This is a genomic window from Microbulbifer sp. A4B17, from assembly GCF_003076275.1.
Lineage (GTDB): Bacteria > Pseudomonadota > Gammaproteobacteria > Pseudomonadales > Cellvibrionaceae > Microbulbifer.
The window spans coordinates 1,002,511-1,020,419 of record NZ_CP029064.1 but is presented as its reverse complement, the minus strand read 5'-3'; the positions used below and the strand labels follow the sequence as shown (position 1 = coordinate 1,020,419).

Genomic DNA, 17,909 nt, shown 5'->3' with positions numbered 1-17,909 from the left:
GACAGTGTGGTGATTCATACTAAATGAAGTTTTGACCAAATCACTGCTGACAGACACCCGATTTACAAAGCCTTATTTAGTATGAATCACCACAAAATGCCGCTCCAACGAGCGGCATTTGTCTTTCCCCACACAGTTCCTTATCTCCAAACATCACCTGTAATAGACTGTGATGTCCGCGGCGCTGGCCCGGTAAAGAAAATGCCGTTAGCATTGCCGCCCATCTATAACGAATAAAATTTGATTTGTATAAGTTTTAGCCAAATGGCAATAAAAGGCTCAGAAGAGAACCCAACCAAATACTATGACTAGTGAAACCCTGGCTTTAAGCCGTGTAGCGGCCATCGCACGTTTGAAGTCCCATTTCGAGCAACATAAGTGGTCCTTGCGGGAGCTGTTTGCAACTGATCCACAACGGACAGAAAAATTTAGTGCAGAGGCAGCCGGTATTTACCTGGATTACAGTAAAAACCATCTGCGTGAAGATACACTGAAACTACTGTTGGACTATGCCGAAGAGCAGGGCCTGAACAACCAAATAGCTGCATTACTGAGCGGCGCTAGTGTCAACAATACCGAGCACCGCCCCGCCCTGCATACCGCACTACGGTTCCTGGGGAAACCACAGACAGAGCAGGATCGCGCGGTAAAAGATTGCCGCGAGCAAATGAAACAGTTTGCCGAGTCGGTGCACAATCATAGCTGGCGCGGCTTCTCAGATAAACCGATCCGCCAAGTCGTTAATATTGGTATTGGCGGTTCCGATCTTGGTCCACGCATGGCGGTAGAGGCTTTGAGCCCTTGGCACAAAGACTCTATTGATGTGCACTTCGTAGCAAATGTCGATGGCGCAGACCTCAGTGATACCCTGGCTGGTCTCGATGCGGAAGAAACCCTTTTTGTGATTGCTTCCAAATCCTTTTCCACTCTGGAAACACGCGAAAATGCATTGTCCGCTCGCCGTTGGGTGTTATCCGCAGGCTGTGATGAGTCACAGTTGGCCAAACACTTTGTCGCAGTGAGCAGCAACATTACCGCTGCACAGGATTTTGGAATAGCCCCTGAGAATATTTTCCCAATGTGGGATTGGGTTGGTGGGCGCTACTCGCTCTGGTCTGCTATCGGCACCCCCATTGTTCTCGCCTGTGGCTATGAGGTTTTCCAACAGCTTTTACAGGGCGCCAATGCGATGGATCAACACTTCGCCAGTGCCCCGCTGAAATCCAACCTTCCTGTGCTGATGGCTCTAACCCAATTCTGGTATCGCCAATGCTGGAATACCACCAGCCAGGTCGTATTGCCTTACGCGCAACGTCTGGCCAGGCTCCCCGCCTGGTTACAACAGCTGGATATGGAAAGCCTGGGTAAAAGTGTCGACAAAGACGGACAGGCTTTGGGGTATCCCAGCGGCAGTGTTATCTGGGGCAGTGAAGGCACCAACGGCCAGCACTCTTTCCATCAGCTGCTGCACCAGGGAACAGACCTTATTCCGGCGGACTTTATCGCAGTCAAGGAGCCGACATCAGAGTTGATCGAACAGCACCGCTGGCTGCAAGCCTGTTGTATTAGCCAGAGCCAGGCATTATTGCGCGGCAAGAGTCTGCATGAAGCCCGCCAGGAGCTTGAGGAAGCCGGACACACCCATCGCGAAGCCCACGCCCTGGCTCCCCATAAAGTAATCCCCGGCAACCGCTCAAGTAACACCCTTATTCTGGAAAAGTTAGATCCTTTCCATCTGGGCTCCCTGTTAGCCCTCTACGAGCACAAAGTTTACGTTGGCGGCTGCCTGTTGGGTATCAACCCATTCGATCAATGGGGTGTCGAACTTGGCAAACAGCTTAGTTCAAAAATCCATAGGGCCGCCAAGGGAGAAATACCCCAGGATGACTGGGATAGTTCAACCCGCAGCCTGATGAAAAAATTACTCTAGATTCAATAAAAAGGCCGCATTTAAAATGCGGCCTTTTTTATTAGCTGGAAAATCGTTAACTGGAAGCAGAGCCCCGTTTAAGCATTGGCTCAATTAAATCCAGGGGCAGCGGGAACACAATTGTGGAACTGTTATTTTCTCCGGCAATATCTATCATGGTTTGCATATAGCGCAAAGTAATCGCATTGGCATTTTGCGACAATTGATTTGCTGCCTCAGTCAGTTTTAAAGCCGCCTGGGCCTCACCCTCCGCATGTATGACCTTAGCTCGCCGCGCACGCTCCGCTTCCGCCTGCTGTGCAATAGCCCGCACCATACTTTCATCCAAGTCGATATGCTTAATCTCAACGTTGGTAACTTTCACGCCCCAGGCATCTGTCTGCTCATCGAGAATCTTTTGGATATCCACATTGAGCTTATCCCGCTCGCATAACATTTCGTCCAATTCATGTTTACCCAGTACCGAACGCAAGGTAGTCTGGGCTAACTGGCTTACGGCCTCATGGTAAAACTCTACATTAATAATCGCAGACTGCGGATTAACAACACGGTAGTAAACAACCGCATTTACTTTAACTGAAACATTATCCCGGCTGATAACATCCTGGGTGGGGACATCCATAACCACTGTGCGCAAATCCACACGTTCCATGGTTTGGATAATGGGAATAATGATGATCAGCCCGGGCCCCTTAACTGTTTGAAAACGCCCCAGGAAAAAGACAACGGCGCGCTCATACTCCCGTAAAATACGAATGGCATACATCAGCAGCAGTATGAGTGCGACTATCAGTATCCCAAAAAAATAACTGATCATCATTTCAATTCTCCCTATTTTTCGCCAAAAAAACTGAGCCCTCAGTGACTCAAATTATCACTGTGCTTTTTCAGCCTCTACATGCAGAACCAATCCATGCTCAGCCACTACGCGAACCCTCTGCCCTTTTTGCAGCGGCTGATCACAAGTAGCACGCCAGATCTCTCCATCGAGATGCACAAGGATTTCCCCATTCTTGACCTGTGAAACTACAGCTGAACGTCCCACAAAAGCTTGATCTGCTGGAACATTGGGCTGCCGCAGGCTACGCCCCACGGCTGTTAACAGCATTAATAAAAATAAGCCGCTAACCCCGGCAATCGCACCAATAAGCTGCTTGGAAACCTGCATTCCCGGCACATCACTGTCAATCAGCATCACCGAACCAATCACCAGCGCAATAATTCCCCCGATACCCAAGGCACCGAAGCTTGGCATGAACACTTCTCCAACAATTAACAGGGCGCCAACAATAATTAGTGCGAGACCCGCATAATTAATCGGCAGCACCTGGAGGGCGTAAAATGCCAAGAGAAGACAGATAACCCCGACAATACCAGGAACAAAAGCGCCGGGACTGTATCCTTCGAAAATCAATCCATAGATACCTACCAGTAGTAAAATATAGGCCACTTGTGGATTAGTGATCAGGGCTAATAATTCGTTGCGCCAATCCGGCTCATAACTCTCTGTCTGCAATTCAGTAATATTTTCCGGAATCGTGAAATCACCGGAATCAAGTAATACCTTTCGCCCGGCAACCTGGCGCAATAAATCGGCATCGTTATCGGCGACAATATCGATAACATTCATTTTTAGTGCTTCAGAGGATGTCAGGGTAGCCGCCTCACGGACTGCTTTCTCCGCCCAATCCGCATTGCGACCGTGGCGCTGGGCCAACCCCCGGATAAAAGCGACTGAGTCATTGACGACCTTTCGCTCCATGGCCGTCCCGGCAGGAGGTTTTTCCTTATCCTCCTCTTCGTCATCCTCCTCTTTTTCCTTTTTTTCTTCCTGCTTGCCTCCCGGCATAGGTGTACCCTGGGGCCCGCCCATTTGTACCGGCGTTGCCGCGCCCAGGGTGGTCGCAGGAGCCATAGCCGCAATCTGGCTTGCGTAGAGAATATAAGTTCCCGCGCTGGCTGCACGGGCACCGGAAGGGTAGACATAAGTGGCAATAGGTATTGGGGAAGCGAGAATATGCTGGATAATATCTCTGGAAGCTGCGTCTAAACCGCCGGGCGTATCCAGGTGCAAGATCACCAGCTCAGCGCCTTGCTCTATCGCCTCTTTTGTTGCCCGTTTGAAATAATCCGTCGTCGCAGGACCTATAGCACCGTTAATCTTGAGTATGGCTACGTGGGGAAAAGTCTCTTCCTGTGCGGCACTTTTGCACACAAAAAAGCTGAGCAGCAGCGCCAGGGAAACCAGGCTGCGAAAGAACAAAACGGGCGAATTCTGCTTCGACATGCATCCATCCCTGATGCGACATCTGGCTCAACGCCAATATTTGGATATTGAGTGCCACAGCGAAATAGCAAAATCACTTTAGCATTCACGGCACCCTAGACCGGAAACAAAAAACCCCGGCTAATTCCATCAGATTAACAGAATTAGCCGGGGCCTTGTTTATTTCCACTGGGATTTACGCCCAGTTGAGTAGTTTTATACCCGATTGCGTCGGCTATACCAGTTCACATCGCGGGAATATTTATCTACCTGATTCTCAACACCCAGCAACATGGCAAACAGGGCCATACGCACCAGTAAGCCATTGTCGGTCTGGCGGAAAATCGCCAGGCTCGGATGTTCATTCAGGTCGGTATCCAGTTCGTTCGCCTCTGCGCGTGAATCCCGCGGCAGAGGATGCATGATTACCGTGTTAGGCTCTGCGTGGCGAGTAAAAATTGCCTTGTTCAGGCGGAATCGCCCACGGTAGCGGTTGGCCTCTTCCTGAGAGGCAAAACGCTCCTCCTGGATACGGGTGGAGTAAACGATATCCACATGGGAGATCGAGGACTCCAACTGATCTGTAACCACCACCTCATGCCCCGCCTCGCGCAACATCTCCACAATCGATTCGGGCATAGCCAGTTCCGGTGGAGAGACCAGAGTAATCTGCACCTTGCCGAATAAGCACAACAGTTTACACAGTGAGTGTACGGTGCGACCGTGTTTTAGATCCCCGATCATGGCGATACGGAAATCATCCAGGGTGCGACCGTGCGCAGCCAGCTCCTTGCGAATCGTATAGAGGTCCAACAGTGCCTGGGTGGGGTGTTCATTGGCACCGTCACCGCCATTGACCACCGGCACACGACTCGCTTCCGCAAATTCAGCCACCGACCCCTCTTTTGGGTGGCGCATACAGATCACGTCGCTATAGCCCGATAGCACTCGGGCGGTGTCGTAAAGGGATTCACCCTTTGCCATAGCGCTGGCAGTAATTCCTACCGTTTCACGTACAGTACCGCCCAACAGGTTAAAGGCGGCTCCAAAGCTCAGGCGGGTACGGGTGCTCGGCTCCATAAACATATTACCGAGAATCGCCCCCTCCAATACACGGGTTACCTTTTCGCGCTGTGCGTAGGGGGTCATAGAGTCAGCCACATCAAACACGCGCTCTATGTCGGCACGCTCAAATTGGCTGACGGACAGAATGTTGGCTCCGATAAAGTCCATGGTTACTCCAGTGGTTGCGCCTTATGGGCGCCGGGTATTCGCGAGCGGCATTCTACTCGGGCACTACGACAGAGCCCAGTGGAAGAATGGCTGCTGGCGCGATTCGACACATTAAGCGAGTAAGCTATCGCCCCAGTTTTCCAGTTCTGTAATCAATGAGATGCGCTCCGGGTGCTGTACCCGCAGCTCAGACAGCTGGCGGAAGTAATCTTCCAGGGTGATTGAAGCCCCAGCGGTAGCGTCGGTTAAGCGCTGGAAACACCAGATCTGCCAGCGCTGATGCTCTTCTTCAGACAGGGTCTCGGGGAAATTGCGCGCCCGCATACGGAATAGCAGCTCGGGTAGGCGCTTATCGGCGAAAGGCACTTCACCCGCCAAGGCTTCCGGACCTCGGGCCGCCAGTCCACGGTGCAGTTCACGGCAGATATCCCGATCAGAGTCGCTGAGGAATCCACCGTAAAGGTCCGCTTCCACATCTCTCTCAGGGAATTCCCGGTCCAGGAATACGTTGTGCAGCTTTTCCGTCAAATCAATATCTTTGAGCTTCTGCCAGTTCTCCTCACAGGTTGTGCGATCGATACCCAGCTCAGCGGCGCGCTTGTCATCCAGCATATTTGCAGGCGCCAATACCGGGCACTTGTTCAAATGCACCAGTTTCAGCCCTACCGGCAACTCGCCCTCACCCAGCTTGTCGCGGGAGGTGTATAGGCGCTCTCGCAGAGTGTCTGCATCCAGGCTGAGTAACGGCTCGGGGTCCATCGCCAGGTTGGCAACAATAACCGCATTGCGATTAACCGGGTGACTGGCCAAGGGCATCACATAGGTCAAGTGACCATGGTTAGCAGAGACCTTGCCGGAAATATGCAATAGCGGACGGCGCTCGCGCATATCGATCATCTTGGCGGCCTCCTGCTTGCGGCGCAGGCGGAACACATAATCGTACAGCTTTGGCTGCTGTTTGCGGATCAGCCTCGCCATATCAATGGTGGCGTGTACATCCGACAGTGCATCGTGGGCGCCTTCGTGGGAGATCCCATTGGCAGCGGTCAACTCTTCCAGGCGGAAGGACGGCGCACCGTCCTTACGGGTGGGCCACTGGATTCCCTCTGGGCGCAGGGCGTAGGTGAGGCGCACCATATCAATAATGTCCCAGCGGCTGTTGCCGGAGCGCCATTCCCGCTCATAGGGATCGAGCAGATTGCGATAAAGGGTGTAGCGAGTTACCTCGTCATCAAAACGCAAACTGTTGAAACCCACCCCACAGGTGCCCGGCGCACCCAGTTCGGCGAGAATACGCTGGATAAACTCTATTTCCGGCACTCCGTTGGCCAGGGCTTTCTGCGGGCTAATGCCAGTCACCAGGCTCGCCATCGGCTGCGGCAGGCAGTCCACTGAAGGGCGGCAATAAATCATCAATGGCTCGCCGACGATATTCAGTTCTTCGTCGGTCCTGATACCGGCAAACTGCGCCGGCTTGTCGGCACCCGGGTCTGTACCCCAGGTTTCATAATCGTGCCAATAAAGTGTGGTAGAACTCACGGTACCTCCATAATTTGGCGGCATCATACCACCGAGAACCTCCTCGTCTGGACACCCAAGTCGAGATTTCGAGCACTCCGGACCAACTCCTTTGCCAACGCTGGTTGCAAAGCCGCCACCGCCCATTAAAATTCGGCGTTTCCACGAATTTAAGACAGCACTTCACTCTATGAATATTCGCCAGCTCCTCACCGACAAATTCCAGGCCGCCATGCTCGCCGCCGGTACCCCCGAAGAATGCGGCCCGATTGTGGCACCTGCGAAGAAAGCCGGATTTGGCGACTACCAGGCCAATGGCGCTATGGGCGCTGCCAAGCGTATGGGCACCAACCCGCGCGAGCTGGCTGGCAAGATCCTTGAGCAGCTGGATAAAGGCGATATGATCGAAAAGGTCGAGATCGCAGGCCCCGGTTTCTTGAATATTCACTTGAGCGAACAGTGGCTGAGCCAGCAGCTATTGGCCGCCCAAGGCGACAAGCGCCTGAATATCGCCACAGCTGAAGAGCCCAAGACCGTAGTCATCGACTATTCCCACCCCAACCTGGCCAAGGAAATGCACGTAGGCCACCTGCGCACCACCATTATCGGTGATGCCCTGGCACGACTGTTGGAGTTCCAAGGTCACAAAGTAGTTCGCCAAAATCATATGGGCGACTGGGGCACCCAATTCGGCATGTTGCTGGCACACCTTTCCGACAAGCTGGCAGACAGTGATGCAGAAGTGGCACTGGCCGATCTGGAAGTCTTCTACCGCGAAGCCAAGGTTCGCTTTGATGACGAAGAAGGCTTTGCCGATCGCGCCCGTGAATACGTTGTAAAACTGCAAGGCGGAGATGAGCAGTGCCTGAAACTGTGGAAGCAGTTTATTGATATCTCTATCAGCCACTGCGAAGAAATCTACTCCAAGCTGAATGTCACCCTCAAACAGGAAGACGTTTACGCTGAAAGCCAGTACAACGATGATCTGCCGGTGCTGGTAAAAGAGCTGTTGGATAATGGAATCGCTGTTGAAGACCAGGGCGCGATCGTTGTTTTCCTGGAAGAGATGGCCGATAAGGAAGGCAACCCCAGCCCGGTGATTATCCAGAAGAAAGGCGGCGGCTACCTGTATGCCACCACCGACCTGGCCGCTATCCGCTACCGTGCCAACCAACTCAGTGCCGACCGTATCCTATATGTTGTTGATGCTCGCCAATCCCTGCACCTACAGCAGGCCTTTGTCGCCTCACGCAAAGCGAGCTTCCTGCCAGAGTCGGTTTCTCTTGAGCATTGCGCTTTTGGCACCATGATGGGCGACGACGGTAAACCATTTAAGACCCGCACCGGCGGCACCGTAAAACTGGCAGCCCTCCTGGATGAAGCAGTAGAGCGTGCAGAGAAACTGGTGGCTGAGAAAAACCCGGAGCTGGATGAAAAAACCTGTGCAGAAATCGCGCGCAAGGTGGGCATCGGCGCGGTGAAATATGCGGACCTAAGCAAGACCCGCACTAACGATTATATCTTCAGCTGGGAATCCATGCTGAGCTTTGAGGGCAATACCGCCCCCTACCTGCAGTATGCTTACACCCGCGTACGCAGTATTTTTCGCAAAGCTGGTATTGAGCCGAGCGAGCTCAAGGGCGATATCCAACTGGAAAGCCCGCAGGAACGCGCCCTGGCAATTAAACTAAGCCAATTTGGCGAAGTACTGGACCAGGTAGCCAAAGATACATTCCCGCACGTACTCTGCACCTACTTGTACGAACTGGCCAGCGCCTATATGAGCTTCTACGAAGCCTGCCCAGTATTGAAAGAAGGCGTAAGTGAACAGCAGAAGCACAGCCGCCTGCAATTATGTAATCTAGTGGCCAGCACTATCGCTACTGGCCTCGATCTGCTTGGCATTGAAGTGATGGAGCAGATGTAAATTGCTCCAGCCCGGTATCACCTTCTGTAACTTTTCAGATAGGCAAACCGGGCAGCACCCGGGTAGGCGGCCTTCAGTTGTGGCCTACCCAACCATCCTGCACCATCTTTTATCCCACTCAGGCCACACGTTTCCCGCCAGCCTGACAAAAGGAAATCACCCGTGAAAATACTGATTACCGGCGCCTCCGGCCTATTGGGGCGCAGTGTATTTAAACAGCTTTCCAGCAATCCGGTTTTTTCTGTTACCGGTACCGCCTTTTCCCGCGCGGGAGAAAATTTAATTCGCCTGGACTTGTCCGATAGCGAAGCGGTGAAGACCTGCTTGCAACAGGTTAATCCCGATATTGTCATTCACTGCGCCGCCGAGCGCTGGCCTGATCGCTGCGCCGACAGCCCCGACACCGCCTGGCAGCTCAATGTCAGCAGCACAGAATTCCTGGCGAAATACTGTAACGAAAACGATACACAATTAGTGTATATCAGCACCGACTATGTTTTTGATGGCAGCACCCCGCCCTACAAAGCTGATGACAATCCCAACCCGGTTAACTTCTATGGCCGCAGTAAATTGGCAGGGGAAGAGGCCGTACTGAATAACGGAAACCACTGGGTATTGAGGTTGCCCTGGTTATTCGGGCCCGTTGCCTATCTGGAGGAATCCGGTATCACCGCCCTACTGGATACTTTGCGCGAGCAAAAGCCAGTCACGTTGGATCACTGGGCTATTCGTTTTCCCACCAGTGTTGAGGAAGTGGCTGAAGTATTGGAGCAATGCCTGCTAAAAATTCGTAGTGGTATAAATTTTGAAGGCATTTACCAGTGGAGTGGCGATACGGCCTGCACACGCTACGAACTCGCACACATTATTGCCAAGGCTTGCAATCTGAATGCCGAACACTTGAGCGCTGAAACTGAACCCAATTTTACAGTGCCACGCCCTTACAATTGCCAGCTGGATAAATCAAAACTGACAGATATGGGGATTAGCAGTAGCGAACCCCTGGAGCAACAGCTGTTACGAAATTTAAAGCCATTTATTGCTTAAACAGCTTTCAGACAAAGCGCTACAGGGAAGTATCGCTGCCGGCCATGTTCCGGCTCACACCTGTGTAATACCGTTAACTCATACAACAAACGGTGCTACAAGGTGGCAATCGAGTAGATCAGGGAGGAGCTATTGGATTGCCGAGTAAAACCACTCGAATATTTAGGGAAGGATAAATGAAATTGAAACACTGGTTCTCTGCAGGAGCTCTGGTACTGGGCAGCCTAACCACATTGGCTTCTTGCAATGCGGATAGCGGACCTCACAGCAAGAAACCACACCAGGCCATCAAGACTGAAAACGCCCAACCCATTATCTGGATTGGCGACTTCAATAACTTTGACGATGCCGTAGCACTGATTCTAATCGCCAAAGACCCACGCTATACCCTGGAGCTGGCTGTCGTTGAGGACTCTTTCAATACCGTAGCGCACGGGGCCAACACTGTTTACAACATCCTCGAATGGCTGGGAAATAACGATACCCAGGTTATTCGCGGAGCCTATTTTGCCACAGAAGAAGTCGCCTACGGCGCAAACGGCAAAGCTTCAGTATCTCCGGTAAATGACGATAAGGCCGTTCTCGGCAGAGAAGACTATCAACTACCCAACTCCTCCGATTTCTCCACCGGCACCTGGAACCTGGAGCGCCGCAACGCCATGGGTATTAATCTCTACGGCCAGTATGTACCCGGCCCCTGGCGTGACAACGGCTCTACCTTATATGGAACTGACCACTTAATCCCGCGCGCAAAACAGGAGCACTACCGCTACCAAGGTAACAATGGTGTCTCCTTCAATTTTGAGCTAGCCGAAGACATTATCCTGGAAACGATGGATAACCTGGAGCAACGCCCAGTAGTTTTCAATACCGGCAAACTCACCACCCTGGCCCGGGTACTTGGCAAAGCCAACGAAGAGCAGCTGGCTAAAATTGACCGCGTTATTATGATGGGTGGTGGTTTTGAGAATTATGAGCCGTTTACCGAGAATCACGAAGCAGCTTGCTTTGGCGATAAATCTAGAAATCTGGGCGGCAATATTTTCTCCCACCCCAGCTTCGGCTGTGACAGCGACTTCAGTACCCATCAGGAATTCAATATTCTGCTCGACCCACTGAGCGCACAATGGACCTTCGACGCCCTGAGTGAAAATAGTATTGAAACCTATCTGGTTCCGACCAACTCAACCGATATGGCCAAAATACAAGGCAGCACCATCGAAGCCCTCGCAGAACGCCGCGCAACTCCGGAAGCCTGCTATACATCCCAACTCCTCAGTTCCATTCGTGAATTTGAGGGTGGGGATTTCCAGGGTAATGGTGACTTCGCCATGGATGCCGTTATTCGCCTGTGGGATATTATCGCTGCGCTGGTACTACTGGAGCCTGAAACCTTGGAAATGGAATTAGTGCCCGGCTATATCACCGTCGATCAACTAGATACGGGCCTAGCCGACAGCACAACACCTTATGATCCAATTACCTTTGATCCAACAGTAGGAAAGACTACTTTTACTGAGGCCGATGAGGGCTTGGCAGTAAATGTGGTTATGGGTATTAACCACGATGCTGCGCGCTCAGCGATGATTGAGCGCTTGCGTGATCGCTTTAATGCTGCGCGGAAGGGACCTAGATGTATGAATAAATTAAACTAACTACTACTACAACTAGTAAAAGAGAACCTCTTAAATCATTTCTTCAGAAACTGAAATTTAAGAAGGTTCTCTTTTCAAAAAACATCGATAAACACACCAGATTGCAACAACTTAATTCAAATAACTTATATTGATATCGAGTATTGAATATCTCACTCACATTCCCCTCAACATCTAATCGAAAAATTTCTTTTAAATTCTCATGTATATAGTAGGAGCTAGCTCTACATCCCTATCTTTGAGTAACTGATTACGCTCAGTTTGAGCATATATTATGTCGCTGGCACTCCCTATGCCATCAAGATAGAGAATCGTTCATACAGCGCCACAACTTCATTACCGAACGATCTTAAATACATATCCAAAAAACCCTGATTCCACTCCTCACAGCCACGATTGCAAAATTTCTTTAAAGTTAATATTTCATATACCTAGAAAACACCGATAAAACAAGAACAACCTTCTTAATTAGAATTACCAACCTATACAGCCAGTCCTACCATAAAAGCAAAACCAATCAAAATAATCCTCAACTCCAACCCAGTTAAAAACTCTAAAAATAACATTCCAATAAACTTACCTAAAATCAGCCTAAAGACATCTAACATACCAACAACAACGCCCCTACAAATTTAAAACCCGAGAAAAAACGAATTATCTACACGCTTCCGAACTCAAAAAAACTAAACCGCCCCTATTAGACTCTTATCAAATAAATAATCGCCAGAAAATCTACTATCAATATTGCAAGTACCTTTTTGTTGATGCACAAAAATATTTTTGATAACTTCCCAGCGCAGTATTGTAGTGAAAGATAGGCACGGAAGTTGGCACTATGAAAAACGCACATTATTCCAATAACTTAGCCACATTTATCACCTCACCAACGCTTCAACACTGGCAGACGAAATATAATAAAACTCAACCTAAACAACACACATCCCGCCAGCCTTTTCATTATAAGCCAGCTATAGAGAATCATTTTCCGCAGCTAAAACTTTTTGACCTTCATTGTACGATATTAATTCATTCACCTACTCTAACCGTCTTAAAAAAATCTAATTTATTAACTTGAAAATCTAAAAAAAACTACTCACCCAAGACACACTTCACTTACAGAACAAATAATAAAATTATCATATTTACAACACATGAAAGGTCATTCAAGAAAAGTATAAAGCAGACAACATCCAAAACTATCACTTTTAATAATGATCGTTAACAAAAAATATAAATGGAATACTGATGATGGAAATCAATGAAATCGTTAACTCACCGAACATCAAAAGTGAGAATTTCAATTCAAAAGCACGATCTATCTATAGCTGCTTAGAAAATCAAATCAATATAAATCCAAATAAAACAGCTCTTGTATATCAAGGGATTAGTATTAGTTATCAAGATCTTGATGAGCGCTCAAAATCACTTTCAACCTTAATCAGCCAGGCGCTAGCTAAAGAAGAAAACTCAAAAGAAAATTTAGTTGCGCTGTATTTAGATCGAGGCTTGGACATGGTAATAGCCATGTTGGCAGTAATAAAGGCTGGTGCTGCCTATGTCCCAATCTCTACAGAGTATCCACGGGAGAGAGCTTTATATATTTTCCAGGATACCAAAACCAAAGTGGTTGTAACTCAGGCTCATCATAAATTTCAACTGACAAGCTGGCTAAACTCAAATCGTAACTCTCCAATCTTAATCTTTTCTGACGATAAAGATACTAGTAAAACCAGTCCTTCATTGGAGGAAGTAAATCAGAACTGTCTTAATGATCTTGCCTACGTACTCTACACATCTGGAACAACGGGCAAGCCTAAGGGGGTTATGATCACTCATCAGAATATCCTTCACCTCGCTTCGGCGCAAATTGAAAGATTTTCACTAGCAAATTTTCAAAGGACTTTACAGTTTGCATCTTATGTTTTTGATGCCAGTGTATTCGAGATATTTGCCAGTCTATTTTTGGGCCAAACGATTTATATTGCTAGTGAAGAAGAACGTAAAGACCACAATAAACTTGCAAACTTAATCCGAGACAATCAAATACAGTTTGCCACTTTACCACCATCACTATTAGCGTTATTACCCGAAGAAAAACTTCACTCCTTGCAAAGCATTGTTGTTGCCGGTGAAGCACCATCCCTTAATATGATGCAAAAGCTCAACAAGCAAAGCAAGATTTTCAATGCCTATGGACCAACAGAGACTACTGTGTGCGCTACCGCACACCTTTTTACGCATGGAGATTCGGCAAACAATATCGGCAAAGTGTTAAAGAATACTAAAGCTTGGGTGTTGGATAGCAATTTACAGCAGGTGGCAATCGGAGATATCGGAGAGCTGTATCTTGGTGGTGCAGGCATTGCCGCTGGCTACTGGAAAAAACCAGACTTAACGGCCGAAAAATTTATCAGTAGTAGTTTATTGCCACCGGAAATTAGTGACGACAATTATAAATCAATATACCAAACAGGAGATTTAGTTCGGCGCCTCGAAGGAGGCGAATTTGAGTTTATAGCAAGGAATGACTCACAAGTAAAAATACGAGGTCACCGAATAGAGCTTTCGGAGATTGAAAATTGCCTAAAAACTCTAAATGGCATTGCCTTGGCATGTGTACTAGTAAGCGATACGGGACATAAGCAATCGCTGTATGCATTTGCAGTACTCAAGCAAGAAGTCTCGTTGGATATACAACAACTCGTATCACACCTAAAGGTACACTTACCATCTCACATGGTACCTGAGCATTATCTAATTTTACCTGAGTTCCCCCTGACAGAGAATGGAAAAATAGATAAATCGATTTTATTATCAATAGCAAAAGACGATACATCCGCTATCGTGGACGAGAATCTTGATTCTGAACAATCAGCGTTTCTAGTCTTAATGAATGAATATACAGCATTGCCTTTGGCATGGAAAGAAGACTTCTTTGCCGCTGGTGGCGACTCAATCTCAGCCATTAGATTATCCTCCAAACTCGCCAGAGAAGTATCTGTAAACATTCCAGTTGAACTAATTTATACAGAGCGTACACCTGAAAATATCTGGCAGGAATTACCTCGCTGCCAGCAAAGTTTTAGCATCAATACCAGGGATGAAAAATATCGAACTGTTTCACCTTTATCCTCACAGCAGCGAGCTATATGGTTTTTAACAAAATCCAATCCAGGAAATAGAGCATACCATGCAAAAAGCAAATTAATTCTAAAAGGTGAAATCAATCCAGACATTCTTACTCTCTCTATCCAGGATGTAGTCGATGCACATGAGATTTACCGAAGCTCCTATTCTTTAGAGGAGCCCTATCAATATATCCATGAAGACTACCAGGTTAAGTTAGCCAGATATGATTTTAGCTCCATAAATTATCAACAGGCTAAGCAGCAGGTTGATAATTTATTGGCAGAAGAATTGAATCAGGTATTCGACATTACCCAATTACCGTTGGTACGCTGGGGGTTAGTAAAATTAACAGACAAAGAACATATTCTTATTCACATTGAGTACCACCTCGTCCATGATGGTTGGTCATCGAATGTATTTCTCGAGCATTTATTCTTCTGCTATCAGCAAAGGCTCGAGGGCAGAAAAAATGTAACTCTAAATCATGTTGGACAGTACGCCGATTTTGCTGTTTTTCAAAATAACTGGCTAACGAGCGAAGCCGCTGAAAAACAGAAACTATTTTGGTATGAAAAACTAAAAGATGCCCCAACTAAAATTAATTTACCTCAGACCGCCACAGGAGACTTAAAGGGAGGAGACACTAAAAAAATGAAGATCTCTCGGGGTTTTTGGCATGAGATACAAACGTATTGCCAGAAACAGGGAGTGACGCCATTTTCCTTTATGCTTGCGGCCGTCAACTTAGTATTATCTCGATATTCCGGCGATACCGATATTTGCGTCGGTACTGGTACTGCGAATCGTAATTACCAAGGAGTAGAAAACACTATTGGAATGATGGTGTCAACCAATGTTGCAAGAATAAAACAAAACTCAAAACAAGAAATTAATGATTTTATTCACACCTGTTTTGATACGACACAAGAAATACAAAAAAATCAGGAACTTCCATTTGAAACTGTAGTTGATTTGGTAAATCCTGAACGTATCAAAGGACTAAATCCGTTATTTCAGGTCTGCTTTAGTTTTCATGATTCTCCCCTACCGAAAATGACATTACCTGGCATCTCAGAGATGCAATTGGTCGAAGCCATCGGCAGCAAATCAGCAAAGTTCGATTTAAATATTGTGGTTATCCCGAGAATGGGACAGGAAGGAAGTGACAACCCAGTTACTGTACTATGGGAATTCAATCAGGAACGACATGCCCCTTGGTTTATTCAGGATATGATGGCCTCATTTAGGTCAGTAATGACCCAAATTCTGCTGGGGAAAGCCAGTAAAATTTCAGATTTGGTTATAGCTGATCCCAAACTGAAGCAACAACTTGCCAGATGGAATAATACCGATACCGAATATTCAGCGACCAGTAATTTGGTCGAATTATTTGAATCCCAAGTGAGTAAAACCCCACAAAATACAGCTCTGGTGTATCAGAATAGTACTATTAGCTATCAGGAACTTAATAAAAAAGCAAATCAACTTGCCCAGGTTATTCGCTCTCAACACCGAGCTCAAACTGGCCAAGAGTTAATGCCAGATACCCTAATAGCTTTGTATTTAGATCGTAGCCTGGATATGGTTATCAGTATGTTAGCCGTTCTAAAAGCTGGTGGCGCCTTTTTACCTATCTCTCCAGAATACCCAGAGCAGCGTACTCAATTTATCCTTGAAGACAGTCAAGCTCCCATTATCCTAACGCAACAGTATCACTTTACTGCGATTGATAAAAAACTGTCAGAATTAAAAAGCGTTCCATTACTTATTTCTGTTGATATACCTGAATTGCTATTCACTCAATCGCCAACAGCCCCCTGTATCAAACTCGATTCCAAATCCCTGGCATATGTGATTTATACCTCAGGCACTACAGGAACACCTAAAGGGGTGATGATAGAGCACCAAAGTGTAGTGAACCTAGTTCAATACATGATCAAAAGTCATCAGTTGGATACTGAAAAGCGGATCTTGCAATTCTCTAACTATGTTTTTGACGCTAGCATTTTTGAAATATTTCCAGCACTTTTATCTGGCTCGGAACTCCATATTGCCTCGGATGAATGTAGAGTTGAGAGTGAAAGGCTAATTTCATATATCAATGAGAATAATATTAATCAGGCATTTATTCCAACTGCAATACTCAATGAAATTGCGGAAGAACTAAGGAATTCCACATTAACATTAGTTCACACAGGTGGTGACAATTTAAGTCCATTAGCAGTATTACCTGCCGAATTCACATTTAATGAATATGGCCCGACAGAAGCCACGGTATGTGTGACACAGCAAAAAATAGAGAAACCTGACCAAATAAACATAGGAAAACCAATCGATAATGTGAGGCTTTATGTATTAAATGAATATGGACATTATTCACCTGTTGGTGTTATTGGTGAATTATATATAGGTGGAGCTTGCCTGGCTCGCGGATATTTAAATAGAGAAACCTTAACGCAACAACGATTTATTCCCAACTATTTTGCAACACAGGAAGATCTGGATAAAGGTTACGATAGATTATATAAAACTGGTGATTTGGTCCGCTGGCTACCTGACGGTTCTCTAGAGTATTTTGGCCGAAACGACAGCCAAATAAAAATCCGTGGTTATCGAATAGAAACAAGCGAAATCGAAAACACCTTGTGCACTCACCCTGAAATAAAGCAGGCAGTTGTTATTAAACGGGAGTTAAAGGGTAATCAAGTCTTGGCAGCCTATTTGGTTTCAACACATGATGTAGTATTGGATTGCGACGCAATAAAGTCATTTCTACAGTCGAGCCTACCCAATTATATGGTGCCTGATTCATATAATTTAATAGATGTCATCCCCCTTAATATCAATGGCAAATTTGACCCCAATCTATTACCTGAGCCAGAACTGGTCACGCAGCATAATTACGAAGCGCCAAGAAATGAGCTTGAACGACATTTGTGTACAGTTTGGCAAGAAGTCTTGAAGCTGGACAAGGTCGGGATTGAGGATAACTTCTTCCGTATCGGTGGCAACTCCATCAATGCAGTAAAGCTCACAGCTGTCAGCCGAAAGTTAAACGGGATAGATATTCCCTTACGCCTACTATTAGAGCACAGCACTATTGCCAGATTAGCACTTGCATTAAAAAACCAGCAAAGCATGGTCATTCCCAAGCTGGCTGATAAGCCTACGGCTAATAATCAGTTTGTAATGGAGATTTAGTTG

9 protein-coding genes are annotated in these 17,909 nt (G+C 47.2%); 5 read left to right on the top strand and 4 right to left on the bottom strand.

Going from position 1 to position 17,909, the window contains the following annotated elements; translation table 11 throughout:
* The first annotated feature begins 304 nt into the window (after window positions 1-304).
* Window positions 305-1,930 (top strand): glucose-6-phosphate isomerase, encoded by a 1,626-nt coding sequence (gene pgi / locus BTJ40_RS04500; RefSeq protein ID WP_108731972.1) that lies wholly within the window; start codon window positions 305-307, stop codon window positions 1,928-1,930.
* 55 nt (window positions 1,931-1,985) lie between these two features.
* Here the strand turns inward: pgi and BTJ40_RS04495 are convergent, their stop codons facing one another.
* From BTJ40_RS04495 to sbcB, 4 genes are all read right to left on the bottom strand, one after another.
* Window positions 1,986-2,750, bottom strand: coding sequence for a slipin family protein (locus BTJ40_RS04495; RefSeq protein WP_238152133.1), 765 nt, complete (start codon window positions 2,748-2,750; stop codon window positions 1,986-1,988).
* A 54-nt stretch (window positions 2,751-2,804) separates the two neighbouring features.
* Window positions 2,805-4,217, bottom strand: coding sequence for a nodulation protein NfeD (locus BTJ40_RS04490; protein ID WP_108731971.1), 1,413 nt, complete (start codon window positions 4,215-4,217; stop codon window positions 2,805-2,807).
* A gap of 195 nt (window positions 4,218-4,412) precedes the next feature.
* On the bottom strand, window positions 4,413-5,429 hold the full coding sequence (locus tag BTJ40_RS04485; RefSeq protein ID WP_108731970.1) for an aspartate carbamoyltransferase: 1,017 nt from the start codon (window positions 5,427-5,429) through the stop codon (window positions 4,413-4,415).
* Window positions 5,430-5,540: 111 nt separating this feature from the next.
* Window positions 5,541-6,992, bottom strand: a complete 1,452-nt coding sequence (gene sbcB / locus BTJ40_RS04480; protein WP_192879411.1) for an exodeoxyribonuclease I — start codon at window positions 6,990-6,992, stop codon at window positions 5,541-5,543.
* A 145-nt stretch (window positions 6,993-7,137) separates the two neighbouring features.
* On the opposite strand from sbcB, the gene argS reads away from it, so the two are divergent.
* The 4 genes from argS to BTJ40_RS04460 all read left to right on the top strand — a co-directional run bounded on the left by argS (window position 7,138) and on the right by BTJ40_RS04460 (window position 17,906).
* Window positions 7,138-8,874: an arginine--tRNA ligase gene (gene argS / locus BTJ40_RS04475; protein ID WP_108731969.1), complete on the top strand. Its 1,737-nt coding sequence runs from the start codon at window positions 7,138-7,140 to the stop codon at window positions 8,872-8,874.
* A gap of 162 nt (window positions 8,875-9,036) precedes the next feature.
* On the top strand, window positions 9,037-9,921 hold the full coding sequence (locus BTJ40_RS04470; RefSeq protein ID WP_157953884.1) for an SDR family oxidoreductase: 885 nt from the start codon (window positions 9,037-9,039) through the stop codon (window positions 9,919-9,921).
* A gap of 176 nt (window positions 9,922-10,097) precedes the next feature.
* Window positions 10,098-11,576: a nucleoside hydrolase gene (locus BTJ40_RS04465; RefSeq protein ID WP_108731967.1), complete on the top strand. Its 1,479-nt coding sequence runs from the start codon at window positions 10,098-10,100 to the stop codon at window positions 11,574-11,576.
* 1,245 nt (window positions 11,577-12,821) lie between these two features.
* Window positions 12,822-17,906: a non-ribosomal peptide synthetase gene (locus tag BTJ40_RS04460; protein WP_108731966.1), complete on the top strand. Its 5,085-nt coding sequence runs from the start codon at window positions 12,822-12,824 to the stop codon at window positions 17,904-17,906.
* Window positions 17,907-17,909 lie beyond the last annotated feature (3 nt).